Source organism: Streptomyces sp. Ru73 (assembly GCF_002920575.1).
Classification (GTDB): domain Bacteria; phylum Actinomycetota; class Actinomycetes; order Streptomycetales; family Streptomycetaceae; genus Streptomyces.
The window spans coordinates 1-18625 of record NZ_PQSQ01000093.1 but is presented as its reverse complement, the minus strand read 5'-3'; the positions used below and the strand labels follow the sequence as shown (position 1 = coordinate 18625).

The window sequence follows — 18625 nt, the reverse complement described above, 5'->3', positions numbered from 1 at the left end:
GCCAACCTACCGTCCGCCTCCGACAGTCGCCGTCCTCAGCCCAGCGACTGGGCCTGACCTGGGACGAGGCGGCCGTGGTCGGTGCCGCCGAGCTGGCCGATCATGCGGTCGTAGATCGGCCGGGCATGGTCCTGGAGCAGGCTGTCGTGGACGTCGATGGCGTGCCGCGGCTTGACCTCGCGCACGTAGTCGATGATCTCGGAGACCTTGTTCCAGGGGGCGTGCACGGGCAGCAGCAGGGTGTCGACCGGGCGGCCCGGGACGGTGAGCGCGTCGCCGGGGTGGAAGACGGTGCCGTCCACGAAGTAGCCGACGTTGGTGATCCGCGGGATGTCCGGGTGGATCACGGCGTGCAGCTGTCCGTGCACCTCCACCTCGAAGCCGGCGGCGGTGAAGGCGTCGCCCTCGCCGACGGTGTGCACCCGGCCGGGGAACGCGGCCGAGATCTGCTCGGCGACGGATGCCAGGGTCCAGATCTCGGCGGCCGGGTTGGCCTCCATCGCGGCCCGCAGCCGGTCCTCGGCGAAGTGGTCCGGGTGCTCATGGGTGATCAGGATGGCGTCGGCGCCGACGGCCGCGTCCTGCTCGCTGAAGCCACCGGGATCGATGACCAGCGTCCGCCCGTCCTTGGCCAGCCGGACACAGGCGTGGGTCTTCTTGGTGAGTTCGAGTGCCATGTCCCCATCCTGCCGCGCGGACCGCCCCTTCCCTCAACCGCGGCTCACCGGCCGCTGCCGGAGGACTGGCCGCTGTTTCCGGCGCACTGCTGGTTCTGCGGGGAGGTGAGGACGTTGACGTCCTGGACCGTGACCGGCACCAGGATGCCCACCAGCGATCCGGCGTTGACCTTCGCCGGCACCCCGAGGCACAGGTCGTTGAGCGTGCCCTGGACCGCCCCGAACTGCGCGCTCAGCGCACCCTGGGTCGTCGAGTTGCCGAACGCGGACTGCGCGCCGTTGCCGCTGAGGCTCGTCGGGCCGTCGCCGGTCGCGACGGCGCTGCCGGCTCCGCCGGCCAGTACGGCGGCGGCGAGACCGCAGGCGGTCATGGTGCTACGGATGTCCATGGCTCTCTCCACAGGATGACGCTGTGCCGGAGCCAGGAGTACATCCTGCGGCGCGGTGCGCCCGCACCCATTCACCCGGTGGGCGGCGCGCCCACGACAAGCCTTCCATCAGCTTGTCCGCCGGGCGGTCAGTCCTCCGGCGTGGTCTCCTCGCGGATGACGCGCTGGGCCACCTCGAAGGCGGCGCCCGCGGCCGGCATGCCGGCGTACACCCCGGTGTGGATCAGGGTCTCCTTGATCTCGGCCGGAGTGAGGCCGTTGCGCAGCGCGGCGCGGACGTGGACGGCCAGGTTCTGCAGGTGGCCGCTGGTGACCAGCGCGGTGAGCGTGATGACGCTGCGGGTGCGGCGGTCCAGGCCGGAGCGCGTCCACACCTCGCCCCAGGTGTAGCGGGTGAGGAAGTCCTCGAAGTCGCCGGTGAAGTCGTCGGCGGCGGCCGCCGCGCGGTCCACGTACGCGTCGCCGAGCACCGCGCGGCGGACCTTCTCGCCCTCCTCGTACGTGCCGGTGCGCACCATCTGCGGCTGCTCGGCGGCCTCGATGGCGACGGCGGGCGGCTGGGGCTGCGCCTGCGGCGGGGCCGGGTCGAGGACGGGCTTGGGCGGGGTGGCGCCGAGCGCCGCCTGCCCGGCCGGCTTGTCCTGCCAGGCGGTGGAGAAGTGCCGGATGAGCAGTTCGGTGACGGCGGCCGGCTGCTCGACCGGGGCGAGGTGGGAGGTGCCGGGCACCAGGGCGAGACCCGCGTCCTGTATGCCGGCGACGAGGGTGCGCGCGTCGGCGGTGGGCGTGACCAGGTCCTCGGAGCCGACGACGACGAGGGTGGGCGCGGAGATCCGGCCGAGCTCGCCCCGGATGTCGAAGGCGGCCAGCGCCTCGCAGGCCGCTATGTAGCAGCCGGGGTCGGTGGTGCGCACCATCTGGACGGCCCACTCGATGATGGCGGGCTGGGCCGCGGCGAAGCCGGGGGTGAACCACCGCTCGGGAGCGGTCCGGGCGATCGGGTCCAGCCCGTTGGTACGGATCACCACGCCGCGCTGCCGCCAGGCGTCGGCGGTGCCGAAGCGGGGCGAGGCGGAGACCAGCGCGAGCGAGGTGAGGCGCTGGGGGTGGGCGAGCGCGAGCTGAGCACCGATGGCGCCGCCCATGGCGCAGCCGGCGTAGCCGAAGCGGTCGACGCCGAGGCCGTCGAGGGTGGCGATGAGCCGGTCGGCGAGTTCCGCGACCGAGGCGGCGGGGTACGCGGGCGATCCGCCGTGCCCCGGCAGGTCGAAGCGGATGACGCGCCACTGACGGGTCAGTTCGGGTATCTGGCGGTCCCACATGTGCCAGGTGGTGCCCAGTGAGGCACCCAGGACGAGTACGGGCGCGTCGTCGGGACCGTCGATCCGGTGCTGCAGGGTCTTCTCGCTCACCCGGCCACGCTACCCAATCAATTCGCCCACTCCTGACACCCGGGTCAGCAATCGGACGCCGTTCCGGCCGGATCAGTCGGTCATGGTGTCGGATTCGGCTCATAACCGGCTGGCCGGAAGCGCACCATTGTGATCCGTTCGGCGTTCTTCATCAGAGTTTCGCCACCGGAACCCGGCCGTCCGCGCTCCTTCGCGGCCGGCCGGACCGTCCTCAGAACCGGGTCGTGGACAGCACGTACACCACGGGGTGGCCGTCCTCGGCGAAGTCGACGGTGATCCGCTGCGTGGGCCGCGGCGCCTTCTGGTGATGGACCAGGCCCGCGTAGCCGTCCCCGATCGAGAAGTCCCACTTGACCCGCTTCGCCTTGTCCGGCGGGATCGTGACGTCGCCCTTCTTCAGGTCGTCACGGGTGCGCCCGTAGTTCGCCAGGAACTGGTCCAGGCCCTCCTGCGACGTGCGGAACGTCACGTACAGCGAGCTGGTCTTGAAGGAGTTCGTCTCGAAGAACGCGACCGGGTACGAGTAGGCCGGTATCCGCACGTCGTAGATGCGCCGCTGCACCTTGGAGGGCCAGTGCCAGGTGAGGCCCGCCATGGCGGCCCGCTCCTCCTTCTCCTGGCCGCTGTCGCGGCTCTGCGCGGCGGAGAGCGCGAGGTAGCCGGCCGGGATGACGATCAGCAGCAGGACGGCGAAGGCGCTGAGCCAGCGGCGGCGCCGGCTCGGCCGCGGTGCGGGCCCCCCGTTCCCGGGGCCGGCGGGCGGTGCGCCGGGGCCTGCCGGGCCGGAGGGTACGGGCTCGTCGGCGGACTCGGCGCGGTCGGGGCGCTCGGGGTGCTCGGTCACGGGAGACTGTTCCAGGTCGGTCATCGGCGGCCGGCCCGCTCGTAGCGCTCATAGCGCTCCACCCGGCGGCGGTTGGCGCGCCGGAAGCGGCGGGCCACCAGCCGGGCGAGGTCGGCGGCGCCGACCATGCCGGCCTCGGGGCCGAGCTGGGCCAGGGCGATGCGGGCCTCGGGGCGGTAGCCGCGGCCCGTGAGGGTGCGCCGGAAGGCGTCCCTGGCCGGGCCGATGAGCAGGTCGTCGGCGGCGCTGACGCCGCCGCCGATGACGAAGCAGGACGGGTCGAGCGCGGCGGCGAGGTTGGCGATGCCCACGCCCAGCCACTGGCCGATCTCCGCGAGCAGCTCGACGCACATCGCGTCGCCCTCGCGGGCCAGCTCGGTGATCAGCGGCCCGGTGATGTCCGGGATGTGCCCGCCGACCCGCTCGATGATGTTGTACGCGACCGGGGAGTCGGCGGCGGCCAGCTCGCGGGCCTCGCGGACCAGCGCGTTGCCGGAGCTGTACTGCTCCCAGCAGCCGCGGTTGCCGCACGGGCAGCGGTGGCCGCCGGGCACGACCTGCATGTGCCCGAACTCGCCGGCGACGCCGTACTTGCCCCGCTTGACCTGGCCGTCCTCCAGGATCGCGCCGCCGATGCCGGTACCGAGCGTGATCATCACGAGGTGGTCCTCGTTGCGCCCGGCGCCGAACCGCCACTCGGCCCAGGCCGCGGTGTTCGCGTCGTTGTCGACCATGACGGGGACGGCCAGGCGGCCCGCCAGCCGGTCGCGCAGCGGCTCGTTCCGCCAGTTCAGGTGGGGGGCGAAGAGGACCCGGCTGCGGTCGGCGTCGACCCAGCCGGCCGCGCCGATGCCCACCGCGTGCACGTCGTGCCGGTCGGAGAGGTCCAGTACCAGGTCGGTGATGGTGTCCTCGACGACCTTGGGGCTCTTGGACTTGTCCGGCGTCTCGGTGCGGACCTTCTCCAGGATGTTGCCGTCGGCGTCCACGACGCCTGCCATGACCTTCGTACCGCCGATGTCGATGCCGACGGTGGGCACGCGGGGCGCGCTCAGGTGCGAACGGCGTTCCCGGGTGCCGACCGTGCGCAGCACGGTGGCCCGCGCCGATCCACGGTGCACCCTGTCCCGGTACGTACTCATGCTCGGCTCGTCACGTCCCTGTGCGGTCTCGGGAGGCCATGGCCTCGGGTCACGTCCGGGCAGGCGCAGCCCACCCGCCGTGCGATTGTGCATCAAAGCCGCCCCGCGGCGCACAGCAACCCTCTGACCTGTGGGGTTTCTCAAAGTCCCGGTATGCAGGGAACCATCTGCGCCGGTCCGCTCGCGGCCGGGCGGCCGTACCGGGGCGCGGGCGGGGCGGCCCGGCGGGGTGAAGCGTCAACATCCGTACGAGCGGCGGGAGTTCGCGTCGAATCCGGCGGATGACGCGCGCCGGGGACGGCGGATAGCGGCGGACCGGGCCGCTCCGGGGCCCTGGGACGGCGGCGTCACGCACTTGGGGGACCCAGAAAAACTGCAGGTCAGAGACGTTTTCCGGGCGCGGTGTGCCCCTGACGGCCCAACTCGGCGGGCCCCGGTGGACGTCCTGGGGTTCGATGGGAGCCGTTGATGTTCCGCCCTCTGTGAGGAGAACGCTATGCGCATCCGTATCACCGCAGCTGCGGCCGTCCTGGCCACTGCCGCCATCGTCGGTGGCGCCGGCGCCGCCGCCGCCGACTCGGGCGCCCAGGGCAGCAGCAGCCACTCGCCGGGTGTCGTGTCCGGCAACACCATCCAGGTCCCGGTCCACGTCCCGGTCAACGCCTGTGGCCTCAGCGTCGACGTGATCGGGCTGCTGAACCCCGCACACGGGCAGTGCGCCAACAAGTGACGTAACGCAGTACCCCTCCAGGTGCCGGCCCCCTCGCGGGGCCGGCACCGCTTCTTTGCCCGCCGGGACCCGGCGGCCCCGGCAGCCCGGCTGAGGGGTGTCCCGCGGTCACCGCGGAGCGCCGTACCAGCGCCATTCGGTGCGGCGCGGACGGTCCGGCAGCGCCGCGCGGCCCGTGCACCACAGCAGCACCGCCCAGCGGTCCGGCCCCGCGGGCGCGTCCGGGAAGAGCCGGGCCAGCGCCCGGTCGCACAGCTCGCCCGGCGGCGTCCAGCCGAGCCCGAGCCCCTCGGCCAGGTCGTGCACATGGACCAGGGTCTCCACGACGCCCATCGCCGCGAAGCCCTCGGCGTCGGACACCCCGTACACGTGGAAGGCGCGGCGGTCCGGCGGCGCGGTGCGGACCACGGCCGCCAGGACAGCGCCGCTCGCCTCCAGCACCCGCAGCAGCCCGGCGGGGCCGGCCGCGCGGTCGGCGAAGAACGCGTTGCCCGGGCCGCCCGGCCGCGCCTGTGCCCACTGCAGCGGTACGTGCGAGTCCACCGGCGGCTGCTCGGGAGCCAGCTGCGCGGCGTAGCAGAAGAGGTCGTCGGCGAGGTGCTCGGCGGTCTCCCAGCAGTCCCACTCCAGGGAGCCGGCGGGCACGCTCCAGTCGGCCGCGGCGGCGCCGCTCAGGGTGGTGACGGCCAGCCGTACGGCCTGCTCGACGTCGGCTGCGGTGACGGGGCCCGTGGGGGCGTCAGGGGTGCCTGGCATGGCCGGGACAGTACCAACGGTCACCCGGTCGGAGCATGCGTTTAACCGGCCGTCCGGTGGTACCCGCCGGAGGCCGGGAGGAGAGTCGGAACATGAGCGAACGGACGCGGCAGGAACGGCACTACGACGTCGTGGTCGTCGGCGGGGGCGCCGCCGGGCTCAGCGGGGCGCTGGCCCTGGTGCGGGCCCGCCGCTCGGTACTGGTCGTCGACGACGGCAGGCCGCGCAACGCCACGGCAGCGCGCACCCACAACTTCTTCACCCGCGACGGCACGCCGCCCGGCGAGCTGCTCGCCACCGGGCGGGCCGAGGTGACCTCCTACGGTGGCGAGATCGCAGCGGACGCGGTGGTGGCGGCCGAGCGGCGTGACGCCGGTTTCCGGGTCTCCCTGGCGGCGGGCCAGCCGGTCGCGGCCCGCCGGCTGCTGGTGGCCACCGGGCTGGTGGACGAGCTGCCGGACGTCCCCGGGCTGGCGGAGCGGTGGGGCCGGGACGTGCTGCACTGCCCGTACTGCCACGGCTGGGAGGTGCGGGACCGGGCGATCGGCGTGCTGGCCACCGGGCCGCTCGCCGCGCGGCAGGCCCTGATGTGGCGGCAGTGGAGCGCCGACGTGACGCTGCTGACGCATCGCTCGCCGGAGCCGGGGCCCGAGGAGTACGAGCGGCTGGCGGCCCGCGGCGTGTGCGTGGTGCCGGGGCGGGTGACGGGCCTGGAGGCGCCGCACGACGAGCTGACCGGGGTGCGGCTGGCGGACGGCCGGCGGCTGCCCTGCCGGGCCCTGGTGGTCGAGCCGCGGTTCACCGCCCGTGCCGACGCCCTGGCGTCCCTGGGGCTGGCCGCCGCCGAGGAGCGGTCGGCCGGGGAGGTGGTGGGCAGCTCGGTCGCGGCGGAGCCCTCGGGGGCCACGGACGTCCCCGGCGTGTGGGTGGCCGGAAACGTCACCTCGCTGAGCGACCAGGTCATCGGGGCCGCCGCCGCGGGGGTGCAGGCGGCGCAGGCGATCAACTCGGACCTGGTCGACGAGGACACCCGGCGCGCCGTCGCCGCACGCCGCGCGGCCGGCTGAGCCGCCGTCCCGCTGCCCGCCGGCGCCCGCCGGGCGTCTACGCTCGGCCCGGGGATGCAAGATCCAATCGACTTCACGGCCATGGGCGAGGAGGGGGCGGGCGATGCGCGACGACGCGCTCGTACAGGTCGGCACCGGTACGTATCTGGTGCACGGCTCGAACACGAACTGGGTGATCCTCGAGGACGGGGACGCCGTGACGCTGGTGGACACCGGCTATCCCGGCGACCACGACCAGGTGGTGGCGTCGCTGGCCGCGCTGGGGCACCGGCCGTCCGCCGTGGCGGCCGTACTGGTCACCCACGCGCACAGCGACCACATCGGCTCGGCCGAGCGGCTCGCGCGCGAGCACGGCGTGCCGGTGCTCATGCACCACGCGGAGGTGCCGCACGCGCGGCGCGAGTTCCTGCACCAGGTGGCGGTGGGGGACGTCCTCAGGAACGCCTGGCGGCCCGGTGTGCTCCCCTGGCTCGTGCACGCCGTGCGGTCGGGCGGGCTCACCGACGTACGGATGAGCGGTCCGCTGCCGTTCCCCGCCGACGGGCCGCTGGACCTGCCGGGCCGCCCCGTCCCGGTGCACACGCCGGGGCACACCGGCGGGCACTGCGCGTACCACCTGCCGGAGGCCGGCGTGGTGATCACCGGGGACGGGCTGGTGACCGGCCACCCCACGTCGCGGCTGCGCGGCCCGCAGCTGCTCCCCCGGATGTTCGACACCGACCGCGCGCGGGCGCTGGAGTCGCTGGCGGTGCTGGAGAAGCTGGACGCCGGTGTGGTGCTGCCCGGGCACGGGCCGGTGCACCACGGCGAGGCGGCAGCGGCGGCCCGGCACGCCAGGGAGCGGGAGCTGTCGGGGCGCTGAGCGTACGGGATCCGTGGCGGAGGGCCGCGGGGAGGCGGCGCCGTACGTGAGCGGCGGCCGTCACTCCGCGACGCGCAGGACGAGCTTGCCGCGGGTGCGGCCCTCCTCGCCGCGGCGGTGGGCCTCGGCCGCGTGCTCCAGCGGGAGCACGTCCTCCACCGCCACCTTCACCACGCCCGCGTCGATCAGCTCGGCGATCTTCGTGAGGGCCGCGCCGTCCGGCTCCACGAGGAAGCCGCAGGCCCGCAGCCCCAGCTGGCGGGCGGTGTCCACCAGCTCGGGCGCGACCCCGGACGGCACCGCGACCAGCAGCCCGCCGGAGCGGAGCGTGCCGAGCGAGCGGGTGCTGGTCTCGTCCTTGTCGTCGCCGACCAGGTCGATGACGACGTCGATGTCGCTGACCGCCTCCTCGAACCGCACGGCGGTGTAGTCGATCAGCTCGTCCGCGCCCAGGCCGCGCAGCCAGTCGTGCTTGGCGGCGCTCGCCGTGCCGATGACGTGGGCGCCGAGGTGCTTGGCGAACTGCACGGCGAAGTGGCCGACGCCGCCGGCCGCCGCGTGGATCAGCACCCGCTGCCCCGCGGTCACCTGGGCCGTGTCGACCAGCGTCTGCCAGGCGGTGAGCGCGGCGAGCGGCACCCCCGCCGCGTGCTCGTGGTCGAGCAGCGCGGGCTTGCGCGCGAACTGGCGCGAGGGGGCCGTCACGTACTCCGCGTACGCGGCGGCCTCGCGCGGGAACCACGGCATGCCGTACACCTCGTCGCCCACGGCGAGGGTGTGCACGCCGAAGCCCGTCTCCTCGACGACGCCGGAGACGTCCCAGCCGACGGTGAACGGCGGGTCGCCGAGCACGCCGGCCATGCCGCCGCCCTGCCGGGTCTTCCAGTCCACCGGGTTCACGCCCGCGGCGTGCACCCGCACCAGTACCTCGGTCGGCAGCGGCCGCGGCCGCTCCGCCTCGGTCATCCGCAGCACCTCGGGACCGCCGAGGGCGTCCTGGGTGATCGCGCGCATGGTGGTCTCGCCGCTCGGGGCGCTGCTCATGTCGGGCCTCCTGTGCGTGTGCGGTACGGGCGGGCGCCGCGGGGCGCGGACGCCGCACCGTGAAGCTACCGCCGGGAAGCGGTGGCCCCGCGGAGGCCGCCCCGCGTGCCGCACCGGTGGCCGCCGCATCAACACCGCACGCGCGGCCCGGACGCCTCGGTACCGGGCCAGGAATGCAGGGGCCCCGGGCCTCAGTGCCGGGGGTGGCCGCCCAGGTGCTCCGGGGAGGGCGCGCGCTCCAGCTCGTGGCTGAGCTGCTCCAGCTCGCTGCCGCCCGCCATCTGCCGGGTCAGCTCCTCCAGCGCGATCTCCGACTTCAGGTGGCTGCCGGCCATCGTGCCGCGCTTGAGGAGGACGAAGCGGTCGCCGACGAGGTAGGCGTGGTGCGGGTTGTGGGTGATCAGGACGACGCCGAGGCCCGCGTCCCGGGCGGCGGCGACGTACTTGAGGACCACGCCGGACTGCTTCACGCCGAGCGCCGCCGTCGGCTCGTCGAGCACCAGCACCTTGGCGCCGAAGTACACCGCGCGGGCGATGGCCACGCACTGCCGCTCGCCGCCGGAGAGGGTGCCGATGGGCTGGTCCACGTCGCGCAGGTCGATGCCCATGCGCAGCAGCTCGGACCGGGTGGTCTCGCGCATCGCGCGGACGTCCAGGCGCTTGAAGGGGCCCACGCCCTTCGTCGGCTCGGAGCCGAGGAAGAAGTTCCGCCAGACCGGCATCAGCGGCACGACGGCGAGGTCCTGGTAGACGGTGGCGATGCCGCGGTCCAGGGCCTCGCGCGGGGAGGAGAGCCGGGCCTCCTCGCCCTCGATGGTGAGGGTGCCGGCGTCGTGCTGGTGCAGCCCCGCGATGATCTTGATGAGGGTGGACTTGCCGGCGCCGTTGTCGCCGAGGACGCAGGAGATCTCGCCGGCATGCACCTCCAGCGAGACCCCTTCGAGGGCCTTGACGTTGCCGTAGAACTTGCTGACGTCGCTCAGCTCGACCAGCGGCGTACGGGCTTCCGTCGCCGGGTCACGGTCGGTCGCGGTACTCATGTGTTCGCCTCCGCTCGCTTGCGGACCCAGGCGTTCAGGAGCGTGGCGAGCAGCAGCATCGCCCCGAGGAAGAACTTGTACCAGTCCGGGTTCCACTGCGCGTACACGATGCCCTTGCTGGTCATGCCGAAGATGAAGGCGCCGACCGCGGCGCCGATCGCCGAGCCGTAGCCGCCGGTCATCAGGCAGCCGCCGACGGCCGCCGCGATGATGTAGAGGAATTCGTTGCCGACGCCGTCGCCGGACTGGATCGCGTCGTAGGAGAACAGCAGGTGCTGCCCCGAGACCCAGGCGGCGAAGGCCACGCCCATGTACAGACCGATCTTGGTCTTGGTGACCGGGACGCCGACCGCGCGGGCCGCATCCGCGTTGCCGCCCACCGCGAAGATCCAGTTGCCGACGCGGGTGCGCAGCAGGAACCAGGTGGCGAGCGCGATCAGCGCGAGCCACCAGAGGATCGTGACCTGGACGTCCACGCCGCCGATGGTGAGGTGGGAGGCGAAGAGCACCCGGGCCGACTCGAAGCCCTCCATGTCGGCGATGGACTTCGTGGAGACCGTGCCGCTGATCAGCTTGGTGAAGCCGAGGTTCAGGCCGGTCAGCATGAAGAACGTGCCGAGCGTGATGATGAAGCTGGGCAGCTTCGTACGGACCAGCAGCGTGCCGTTGAAGACCCCGATGGCGAGGGTGACCAGCAGGGACACCCCGACGCCCACCCAGGTGTTGGCGGTCATCTGGTAGCTGAACATCGACGAGACCAGCGCCGAGCTGACCACCAGCACGCCGGCCGACAGGTCGAACTCGCCGCCGATCATCAGCAGCGCGACCGGTACGGCCATGATGCCGATGGTCGAGGAGGCGTACAGCACCGTCGAGAGGCTGTCGGCCTGCAGGAAGGTGTCGGCCGCGAACGAGAAGAAGAGGAACACGGCGATCGCGCCGACCACCGCGCCCAGCTCGGGGCGGCCCATCAGGCGGCGGGCGAGCGAACGGTGCACGAGGCGCTCGTCCGGGCCTTCGGCCGGCTTGGTGTCGTGCGGTTCCGCGGGTGGTGCTGCGGTGCTCATCGGGTCCCCCGCTTCGTGTATGCGGCCAGCGCGCCGGCGTCCTTCTTGGTGACCACCTGGGGTCCGGTGAGCACGGGACGGCCGCCGCCGAGGACGTCGGAGTTGTACTTGTACAGCCAGAGCAGGTCCACCGCCTGGTAGCCCTGGAGGTAGGGCTGCTGGTCGACGGCGAAGCCGAGCGAGCCGTCCTTCAGCCCGTCGGCGACCTGCGCGTTCAGGTCGAAGGTGTCGATCTCGGCCTTGCTGTTCGCCTGTTCCTTGGCCTTCACGGCGGTGGCCGCGAAGGGCGCGCCCAGCGTGACCACGGAGTCGATCTTCGGGTCGGCCTGGAGCTGGGACTCGACGGAGGACTGCACGTCGGGCATGTTGGTGCCCTCCACGTACAGCCGCTTCAGCGTGCCGTCGAAGGTCTTCTCGGCGCCGTCGCAGCGCTGCTCGTGGCCGACGTTGCCCTGCTCGTGCAGCACGCACAGGGCCTTCTTCTTGTGGCGCTTGTTCAGCTCCTCACCGACGGCCTCGCCGGCGATGGTCTCGTCCTGGCCGATGTGGGTGAGCGCGCCGTACTTCTTGGAGACCTCGGAGCCGGAGTTCACGGTGATCACCGGGATGCCGGCCTTCTCTGCCTTGGCCAGCACGCCCTTCATGGCGTCCGGCTTGGCGAGCGTGACGATCAGCCCGTCGACCTTCTGGTCGATGTAGGACTGCACGAGCTGCGCCTGGCGGCTGCCCTCCTCGTCGTGGCCGTAGACGAACTTGATGTTGTCCTTGGCGGCCGCCTGCTTGGCGCCGTTCTGCACGATGTCCCAGAAGGTGTCGCCGTCGCCGGAGTGGCTGACCATGGCGAAGGTCCACTTCGGGGTGTTCACGGCCGCCCGGCCGCCGGCCGCCTGGGCCTCGCGCGCCTCCTCCGCCCGCTTGCCGCCGGTGGCGCTGCAGCCCGCCAGGGCCAGGCCGAGCACCCCTGCCAGCACCGCGCCCAGCGCGCGTGCCCCTGTCCGAACCCTTGCCACGAGGTCGTGCCCTTCTCGTTGGATCGCTGGATCCCGCGGGATCTCACTGTCCGTAGTCATTCCGTGGGCCCGACGCATCGGGCCCAACCGCCAAGTATCCGTTATGCCTGTTCGTCCCGGGGTCAGCGGGTCCCGCGAGCGGTGTACCGCGCCAGCTCGGGCACGTCCTTCCCGGTGACGACGGCGGGGCCGGTGAGCACCGGACGGCCGCCGCCCAGTACGTTCGCATTGGTCCGGTTCAGCCAGAGCAGATCGACCGCTTCGTACCCCTGGAGGTAGGGCTGCTGGTCGACGGCGAAGGTGATCTCCTTCGCCTTGAGGCTCTTCACCACGGCGGCGTTCAGGTCGAAGGTGGCGATCTGCGCGGCGCTGCCGGCCTGCTCCTTCGCCTTGACGGAGATCGCCGCCAGGGGTGCGCCGAGCGTGACGATCGCATCGATGTCCTTGTCCGACTGCAGCTCAGCCTCGATCGAGGACTGGGAGGCCGGCGCGTTCGTCCCGTCGACGTTCAGGTTCTCGACCGTACCGTCGAAGGCGTCCTGCACACCCTCGCAGCGGTCCTCCAGCGAGACGTTGCCCTGCTCGTGGATGACGCACAGCGCCTTCTTGCGGCCCCGCGCGGTCAGCTCGTCGCCGACCGCCCGGCCCGCGACGGTCTCGTCCTGGCCGATGTGGGTGAGGGCGCCGTACGCCTTCGAGAACTCGCCGCCGGAGTTGATGGTGATCACCGGGATGCCGGCCCGAACGGCGGCCCGGACAGCGGACTCCACGGCACGCGGCTTGGCGAGCGTGACGATCAGCCCGTCGACCTTCTGGTCTGTCATGGTGCGGACGAGCTGCGCCTGGCGGGCGCCCTCGGCGTCGTTGGCGTAGAGGAACTTCACGTTGTCCTTCTTCGCCGCCTGCTTCGCGCCGGTCTGGACGATGTCCCAGAAGGTGTCGCCGGCGCCGGAGTGGCTGACCATGCCGATGGTCATGCGGGGCGTGTGCGCGGCCTTCCCCGAGGTGCCGGACGCCCCGTCCTCGGCCTGCTTGCCGCCCGAGCCGCTGCAGCCGGCGACGAGGGCGAGCGCCGCGAGCGCGGCCGCCGCCGCGCGCGTCCCGCGGTGGGCCGTACGGATCGTGCGCACGGTACGCATCGTGAACCGCCTTCGTTCCCCCGCCGCCCGGTTGCGGCTGGAGGAGTTCTAGCGGCGCACGACAGGCCACGTCAATGGTTTGTCAGAACATTCGTACGGGCACGACGGCCTCGGGACGCGGAGCGGGCCCGGCCGCCGCGGGGCGGGGCGTGGCCGCGCGGCGTGCGCTCAGGGGCGCACCAGGAGCTGGAACTCGAAGGCGTAGCGCGAGGCGCGGTAGACGTGCGAGCCGAATTCGACGGCGCGGCCGGTGTCGTCGAAGGTCGTGCGCTGCATGGTGAGCAGCGGCGCTCCCTCCTCCTCGGCCAGCCGCTCGGCCTCCGCCGCGTCGGCCACCCGGGCGCCGACCGCCTGCCGGGCGCTGTGCAGGGTGATGCCCGCGCTGCGCATGACGCGGTACAGGCCGGTCTTCTCCAGCTGTTCGGTCTCCAGCTCGATCAGTCCGAGGGGGAGGTGGTTGCGCAGGTGCGCCATGGGCTCGCCGTGGGTGAGGCGGAGCCGTTCGACGAGCGCGACCTCCTCGCCCTCGGCGACGCCGAGCGCGGCGGCGACCTCGGCGGTGGCCTCGGTCGTGGTGTTCAGCAGCACCTTCGTGGCGGGCCGCTGGCCGGCCGCCTCCAGGTCGTCGTAGAGGCTGCTCAGCTCCAGCGGACGCTTGACCTGGCTGTGCACGACCTGGGTGCCGATGCCGCGGCGGCGGACGAGCAGCCCCTTGTCCACCAGCGACTGGATGGCCTGCCGGACGGTCGGCCGGGACAGGCCGAGCCGGCCCGCCAGCTCGATCTCATTGCCGAGCAGGCTGCCCGGGGCCAGCTTGCCGGTCTCGATCGCCGCCTCCAGCTGCTGGGACAGCTGGAAGTACAGCGGGACCGGACTGCTCCGGTCGACGCTGAACTGGACGGGCCCGTCGGCGCCCTCGGTGTCTGCTTCGTGTTTCCCCACGCGAGTGAGGGTATCGGCCGATGCGCATGACGGGAAGTCCAGAGGTCACATTGTCCGGACATTAAACACTCGGCTCCTCCCCGTCCCTGCCGCTCAGCGGCAGCCCCGTCCCGCGCGCCGGGCGCAGGTACGGGACCGAGAAGCCACCCGTCACGATCGCCGGACTCCGTGAACCGCGCGCCGACCAGGGCGCTGAACGGCTGCGCCGCGGGCGCCTGCCGGGCCGCCTCCAGCACGAGCCCGCCCGTGCCGCCGTCGGTCGTCGTGTGCGCCTCCTGTGCCACGTCCCACTTCCGCGCCGCGTACCGCTGGGCCCTGCGCCCGGCCCGCGGGGCCCAGCGGTACGTTTCCGCACCGGCGTACGGCGGCCGGCCGCCCCTGACGCCCGGTCACCGGTCCCTCCTGACGCGCCCGGATCGTGAGAAACGGGTGGCCACAGGGGTGGCAGGCGGCACAATGGACGGATGCCGGAGTACGCCGAACTGCAATTGTCCGACCGCACGTTGGTCCGCCTCGCCCTCGCCCCCGTCGGGACACCGGCCCCGGTCGTGCCGGCCGCCCGCGCGGATCTTCCCGACGGCGCCGGCACCGTCGAGCCGGTGGGCCGGGCCCGCGAGCGGATGGCCGAGCTGGCCGGGGACGGGCTGCGCGCGGTGCTCAGCCCGCTCGGCCCGCTGCTCCAGGAGGTGCACGACTCCGTCGCGCGCACGGCGAATCCTCCGCAGGAGCTGTCCGTGGAGTTCGGCGTGCAGATCGGCCAGGACCTCAAGCTCGGCATCGCCGGCGGCAGCGCCCAGACCGCCATGAAGATCACCGCCAGCTGGCAGCTGCCGGGCGCGACGCCGCAGGGCGGCTGAGCGTGCGGTGGTTCGGCACGGGCCCGTACGCCGCCGGGGAGGACGCGGCGCCGGACGAGCGGGCCGGGCTGGTCACCGTGTACGGCACGGACGGCGGCCCCGCCGACGAGGCGCAGCAGGGCCGGCACGCCACCGCGGGGCCGTCCTTCGCGGCCAGCGCGGTCGGCGGCGCGGCGCTGGGCACGCGGCCCGCCGCTCCCCGCACGGCGTCCCGGTACGGCCTGCGCACGGTCGGCGCCGGCGTCTGCCTCACCCCCCGCCACGTCCTCACCTGCGCGCACGTCGTCAACCTCGCGGTCGGCCGGGACCGGCTGGAGCACGCGCACCCGGGCGCCGTCGAGCTGACCGTCGGCTTCCCCGGCGCCGCGCACGGCGGCCGCGGCACCGCCCGGCTCACCCACTGGATACCGCCCCGCGACGAGCAGTCATCCGGACGCCACTCCCCCGTGCCGCCCGGCGCCCGGCGCTGGCGCGGCGACCTCGCCGTACTGGAACTCACCGGCGACCCGCCGCCCGGCGTCGCCCCGCTGCGCTGGGCCCCGATGACCGCCGCGCAGACCGTGCGCGCCCGGTACGGCAGCGGCGACCCCGAACACCTCGCGTACGGCCGGGTCGCCTCCGTGGAGGGCGGCATCGGCTATGTGCACGGCGGGCCCACCGGGGCGGCGATCCGCGCCGGGTACAGCGGAGGCCCGGTCTGGTCGGTGGCCGAGCAGCGCGCCGTCGGCCTGGTCGCCGCCATGGTCACGCACGGCGCCGGGCCCTACGATCCCGCCATGACCAGCCGGCTGAGCTGGTCGTTCTCCTGGCAGGCCGTCAGGGAGGAGCTGACCGCGGCGGGCGCCGGCGGCCTGCTGCCGGACTGCCGGGACCGGCTGCCGGAGCAGCGTGCCCCCGACCGGCTCCGCGAGGAGCTGCGCCTGCTGCTGGACCAGGCCCTGCCCGACGAGGCGCACGTACGCAAGCACGCGGCGCGGTTCGCCGAGCGGTGCCGGCTGCCGCACCCCGAGGACGGCTCACTGCCGACCCTGGAGGAGTGGACGGACGTCCTGCTGACCGTCGACCGGGCGGTGCCCGCGCTCGCCGAAGTCCTCGCGCCCTGCGACCCCGTGAGCGCCCGCAAGCTGCGCGACCTGGCCCGGCTCACCCCACGGCTGACGGCGCACTGGATGTCGCCCTGGGAGGAACAGGCCCTGCTGCACCTGCTCGGCACGCTCCCCGACGACGTCCGGCGGCGCGTCCCCGAGGCCACCCGGAACGCCTTCCCGTACCCGCTGCCCGACGAGGTGGAGGACGGTACGGGCCTGAGCGACCCGAAGGTCTTCGCCGCGTACGCGCGCCGCTGGCTCACCGCGCTGGAGAGCCGCGCGGGCGACGGGCGGCAGGTACCGGCCGGCACCCCGGGCGTACCGGCCCTGCTGCGCGCGGTGGAGTTCGTCGCGGCGCTCAGCAGCCCGCTCGACCGGCGGGACGAACTGCGGCGGTGGACCGAGCGGATGGCGGGCCACCTCGGCATCGACAGCGGCACGCTGGCCGACCGGCGCGCCGACGCCGAGCGGTGGGCGGAGGCGGCGGTGAGCGCGCCGCCGCGGCTGGTGGTCGAGCTGACCGGCGGCACGGGCCACGGCCGCACCCGCCGGTACGACGTGGGGTTCTGGACGGACGTGGGCGACGGGCGGCTGCAGCCCGCTGCGGGCGCGGGCGCCGACCCGCTGACCCCGGCGGAGATCGTCAAGGTGCTGCACAAGCACCTCGACCGGCTGGCCGGGGCCTCGGTCGGGCAGGCCTGGCCGACCGTCGAACTCATCGTGGAACACGGCGACCTGGAGATCGACCTGGACTCCCTGGACGCAGCGGCAGCGGGCCCGCTGCCGCCCAAGGTGGTCGGCACCCGCTACCCCATGGTGCTGCGCTGCCCGAGCATCCGGCGGCTGGCCGACAGCGACGGAGTGTGGCGGCGCCGCTGGCGGGCATTGGGCAGGAAGGGCGTGGTGCGGCTGGACGCGGCGCACGACGACCCGGGCCGGGTGGCCGGCCTGCTGGACGCCGACCTGGACGCGTCCGTGGTGGTGGTCGGCACCCCGCACGGCACCCGCGCGAGGACCGCCACGTGGTGCCTGGCCTGCGGAGTGCCGGTGCTGCTGTGGGACCGGGCCGAGCACCCCGACGGGGTCGGCGCGTTCCGGCTCGACCCGCCCTCGCGGGTGCACCAACTGCCGGACGCGGTGCGGGAGTACCGCGCCAAGGCACGCAGCTCCCCGGACGAGCACCGGGCCCGGCCGGTCCTGGTGTGGGACGATCCGGGCCGCCCGCTGCCGCTGACCGCCCATCTGACCGACCCCTCCGAGCGAGCGGAACTGTAGGAGCCATGGCACCCGAGAACGCACCCGCCGAACCCCACCGCTCCCCGGAAGCCACCGTCCCCGGGCCGGCCCGGCCGGCCGGCGGCAGCGGCGCCGTGGACGGCTGGCGCCTCTTCCGCGGCGACGGCGTGGCCCGCCGGCCCGCGATGCCCGAGGCACCGCCCTGGCGCCGGTTCGGCCGTACCGGTACCGATGAGCCGCGCGGCGCCGGACCGGGCGGCGGCCCGTACCTGATCGGACCCGAGCAGGCCGACGTGGTGAGCGCCGCCCTGCACCTGCGCCGCCCCCTGCTGGTCACCGGCCATCCCGGCACCGGCAAGTCCTCGCTGGCGCAGGCCGTCGCGCACGAGCTGTCCCTCGGCCCGGTGCTGCACTGGCCGGTCAACAGCCGCGCCACGCTGCAGGACGCGCTGTACCGGTACGACGCGGTGGGCCGGCTGCGCGAGGCGTCGCTCCGCCGGGACCGGGACGAACCGGAGCCGGGCATCGGCACGTTCGTGCGGCTCGGCCCGCTCGGCACCGCGCTCGCGCCCCGCGACCGGCCCCGCGTCCTGCTCGTCGACGAGCTGGACAAGGGCGACGTGGACCTGCCCAACGACCTGCTCGCGGTCTTCGAGAGCGGCGAGTTCGAGATCCCGGAGCTGGCCCGGCTGCCCGAGGACCAGGCCGACGTGGACGTGCTCACCGCCGACCCGGGCGCCACCGAGCGGGTGCACCGCGGACGCGTGCGCTGCCGGGAGTTCCCCGTCGTGGTCATCACCAGCAACGGCGAGCGGGACTTCCCGCCCGCCTTCCTGCGCCGCTGCGTACGGCTGGACCTGCCCGACCCGGACGAGACCCGGCTGCGCGAGATCATCGCGGCGCACCTCGGCCCTGACGTGCTGCCCGAGGTCGACGACCTGCTCACCGCTTTCCTGAACCGCCGCGCGCTCGGCGAACTCGCCACCGACCAGCTGCTCAACGCCGTCTTCCTGCGCGCGGGCGGCGTGGACATCGACGCCGAGGCGGTACGCAAGGCCGTGCTGCACCGGCTCGGCGGGACGGTGTAGGACCCGTGCCGGAGCGTGCCCGCCGCATCCTGGACGACAGCGGACTGCCGCTGTCGCCGCAGGAGTTGCTGGACGCGCTCTGGCTGGCCACCCGGCTGCCGGCGCCCGGCGAGGAGCCGGCGGACCCCGAGCCGCGGCCCGAGGACGGCGCCGTACCGCCGCAGGCCGACGATGCCGGGCGGACCGACGGGTACCCCGGCCCGGCGCCGGTGCTGCCGAGCCGCGCTCCGGGCCG

At 73.9% G+C, this 18625-nt stretch carries 18 protein-coding genes and 1 pseudogene; 7 read left to right on the top strand and 12 right to left on the bottom strand.

From position 1 onward, the window contains the following. Positions 1 to 35: 35 nt before the first annotated feature. From C3486_RS29555 to C3486_RS29535, 5 genes are all read right to left on the bottom strand, one after another. Positions 36 to 677, bottom strand: coding sequence for an MBL fold metallo-hydrolase (locus tag C3486_RS29555; RefSeq protein WP_103835843.1), 642 nt, complete (start codon positions 675 to 677; stop codon positions 36 to 38). Positions 678 to 721: 44 nt separating this feature from the next. Next, a complete protein-coding gene (locus C3486_RS29550) occupies positions 722 to 1066 on the bottom strand; it encodes a rodlin (protein ID WP_103835842.1) in 345 nt (114 codons plus the stop codon). 128 nt (positions 1067 to 1194) lie between these two features. Continuing rightward, entirely contained in the window at positions 1195 to 2478 is a 1284-nt protein-coding gene (locus C3486_RS29545; protein WP_103835841.1) for an alpha/beta fold hydrolase, read from the bottom strand. 211 nt (positions 2479 to 2689) lie between these two features. Next, positions 2690 to 3322 (bottom strand): hypothetical protein, encoded by a 633-nt coding sequence (locus C3486_RS29540; protein WP_258053058.1) that lies wholly within the window; start codon positions 3320 to 3322, stop codon positions 2690 to 2692. A 20-nt stretch (positions 3323 to 3342) separates the two neighbouring features. Continuing rightward, positions 3343 to 4464, bottom strand: a complete 1122-nt coding sequence (locus C3486_RS29535; protein ID WP_103835840.1) for an ROK family glucokinase — start codon at positions 4462 to 4464, stop codon at positions 3343 to 3345. Positions 4465 to 4960: 496 nt separating this feature from the next. Between C3486_RS29535 and C3486_RS29530 the strand changes: the two genes are divergently transcribed. Next, entirely contained in the window at positions 4961 to 5194 is a 234-nt protein-coding gene (locus tag C3486_RS29530; RefSeq protein WP_103835839.1) for a chaplin, read from the top strand. 108 nt (positions 5195 to 5302) lie between these two features. On the opposite strand, the gene C3486_RS29525 is transcribed toward C3486_RS29530, so the two are convergent. Next, positions 5303 to 5950, bottom strand: a complete 648-nt coding sequence (locus C3486_RS29525) for a hypothetical protein (protein WP_103835838.1) — start codon at positions 5948 to 5950, stop codon at positions 5303 to 5305. Between the two features lie 92 nt (positions 5951 to 6042). Between C3486_RS29525 and C3486_RS29520 the strand changes: the two genes are divergently transcribed. Further along, positions 6043 to 7017, top strand: coding sequence for an NAD(P)/FAD-dependent oxidoreductase (locus C3486_RS29520; RefSeq protein WP_103835837.1), 975 nt, complete (start codon positions 6043 to 6045; stop codon positions 7015 to 7017). Between the two features lie 103 nt (positions 7018 to 7120). Beyond that, the gene (locus C3486_RS29515) at positions 7121 to 7879 is read left to right on the top strand and encodes an MBL fold metallo-hydrolase (RefSeq protein WP_103835836.1); all 759 of its coding nucleotides are present in this window, start codon (positions 7121 to 7123) and stop codon (positions 7877 to 7879) included. Between the two features lie 60 nt (positions 7880 to 7939). Here C3486_RS29515 and C3486_RS29510 read toward each other — a convergent pair whose 3' ends face one another. The 6 genes from C3486_RS29510 to C3486_RS29485 all read right to left on the bottom strand — a co-directional run bounded on the left by C3486_RS29510 (position 7940) and on the right by C3486_RS29485 (position 14121). Next, on the bottom strand, positions 7940 to 8923 hold the full coding sequence (locus C3486_RS29510; protein WP_258053057.1) for an NADP-dependent oxidoreductase: 984 nt from the start codon (positions 8921 to 8923) through the stop codon (positions 7940 to 7942). Positions 8924 to 9114: 191 nt separating this feature from the next. Next, entirely contained in the window at positions 9115 to 9963 is an 849-nt protein-coding gene (locus tag C3486_RS29505; protein WP_103835835.1) for an ATP-binding cassette domain-containing protein, read from the bottom strand. Beyond that, positions 9960 to 11030, bottom strand: a complete 1071-nt coding sequence (locus C3486_RS29500; protein WP_103835834.1) for an ABC transporter permease — start codon at positions 11028 to 11030, stop codon at positions 9960 to 9962. Before C3486_RS29500 ends, C3486_RS29505 begins: the two co-directional genes overlap by 4 nt. Next, on the bottom strand, positions 11027 to 12040 hold the full coding sequence (locus tag C3486_RS29495) for a sugar ABC transporter substrate-binding protein (RefSeq protein WP_103835833.1): 1014 nt from the start codon (positions 12038 to 12040) through the stop codon (positions 11027 to 11029). The genes C3486_RS29500 and C3486_RS29495 overlap by 4 nt, the downstream gene beginning before the upstream one ends. 122 nt (positions 12041 to 12162) lie before the next feature. Further along, on the bottom strand, positions 12163 to 13179 hold the full coding sequence (locus C3486_RS29490; RefSeq protein ID WP_103835832.1) for a sugar ABC transporter substrate-binding protein: 1017 nt from the start codon (positions 13177 to 13179) through the stop codon (positions 12163 to 12165). 168 nt (positions 13180 to 13347) lie between these two features. After that, a complete protein-coding gene (locus C3486_RS29485; protein ID WP_103835831.1) occupies positions 13348 to 14121 on the bottom strand; it encodes a GntR family transcriptional regulator in 774 nt (257 codons plus the stop codon). Positions 14122 to 14585: 464 nt separating this feature from the next. On the opposite strand from C3486_RS29485, the gene C3486_RS29480 reads away from it, so the two are divergent. From C3486_RS29480 to C3486_RS29465, 4 genes and pseudogenes are all read left to right on the top strand, one after another. Beyond that, positions 14586 to 14978, top strand: a complete 393-nt coding sequence (locus tag C3486_RS29480) for a CU044_2847 family protein (protein ID WP_103835830.1) — start codon at positions 14586 to 14588, stop codon at positions 14976 to 14978. A 2-nt stretch (positions 14979 to 14980) separates the two neighbouring features. Continuing rightward, a complete protein-coding gene (locus C3486_RS29475; RefSeq protein WP_103835829.1) occupies positions 14981 to 17341 on the top strand; it encodes a trypsin-like peptidase domain-containing protein in 2361 nt (786 codons plus the stop codon). Between the two features lie 146 nt (positions 17342 to 17487). Further along, positions 17488 to 18390 carry a MoxR family ATPase gene (locus C3486_RS29470; RefSeq protein ID WP_103835854.1) on the top strand — a complete coding sequence of 301 codons (903 nt, stop codon included), beginning with the start codon at positions 17488 to 17490 and terminating at the stop codon, positions 18388 to 18390. Positions 18391 to 18395: 5 nt separating this feature from the next. Then, positions 18396 to 18625 (top strand): annotated as a pseudogene (locus C3486_RS29465) (hypothetical protein); the annotation flags it as partial.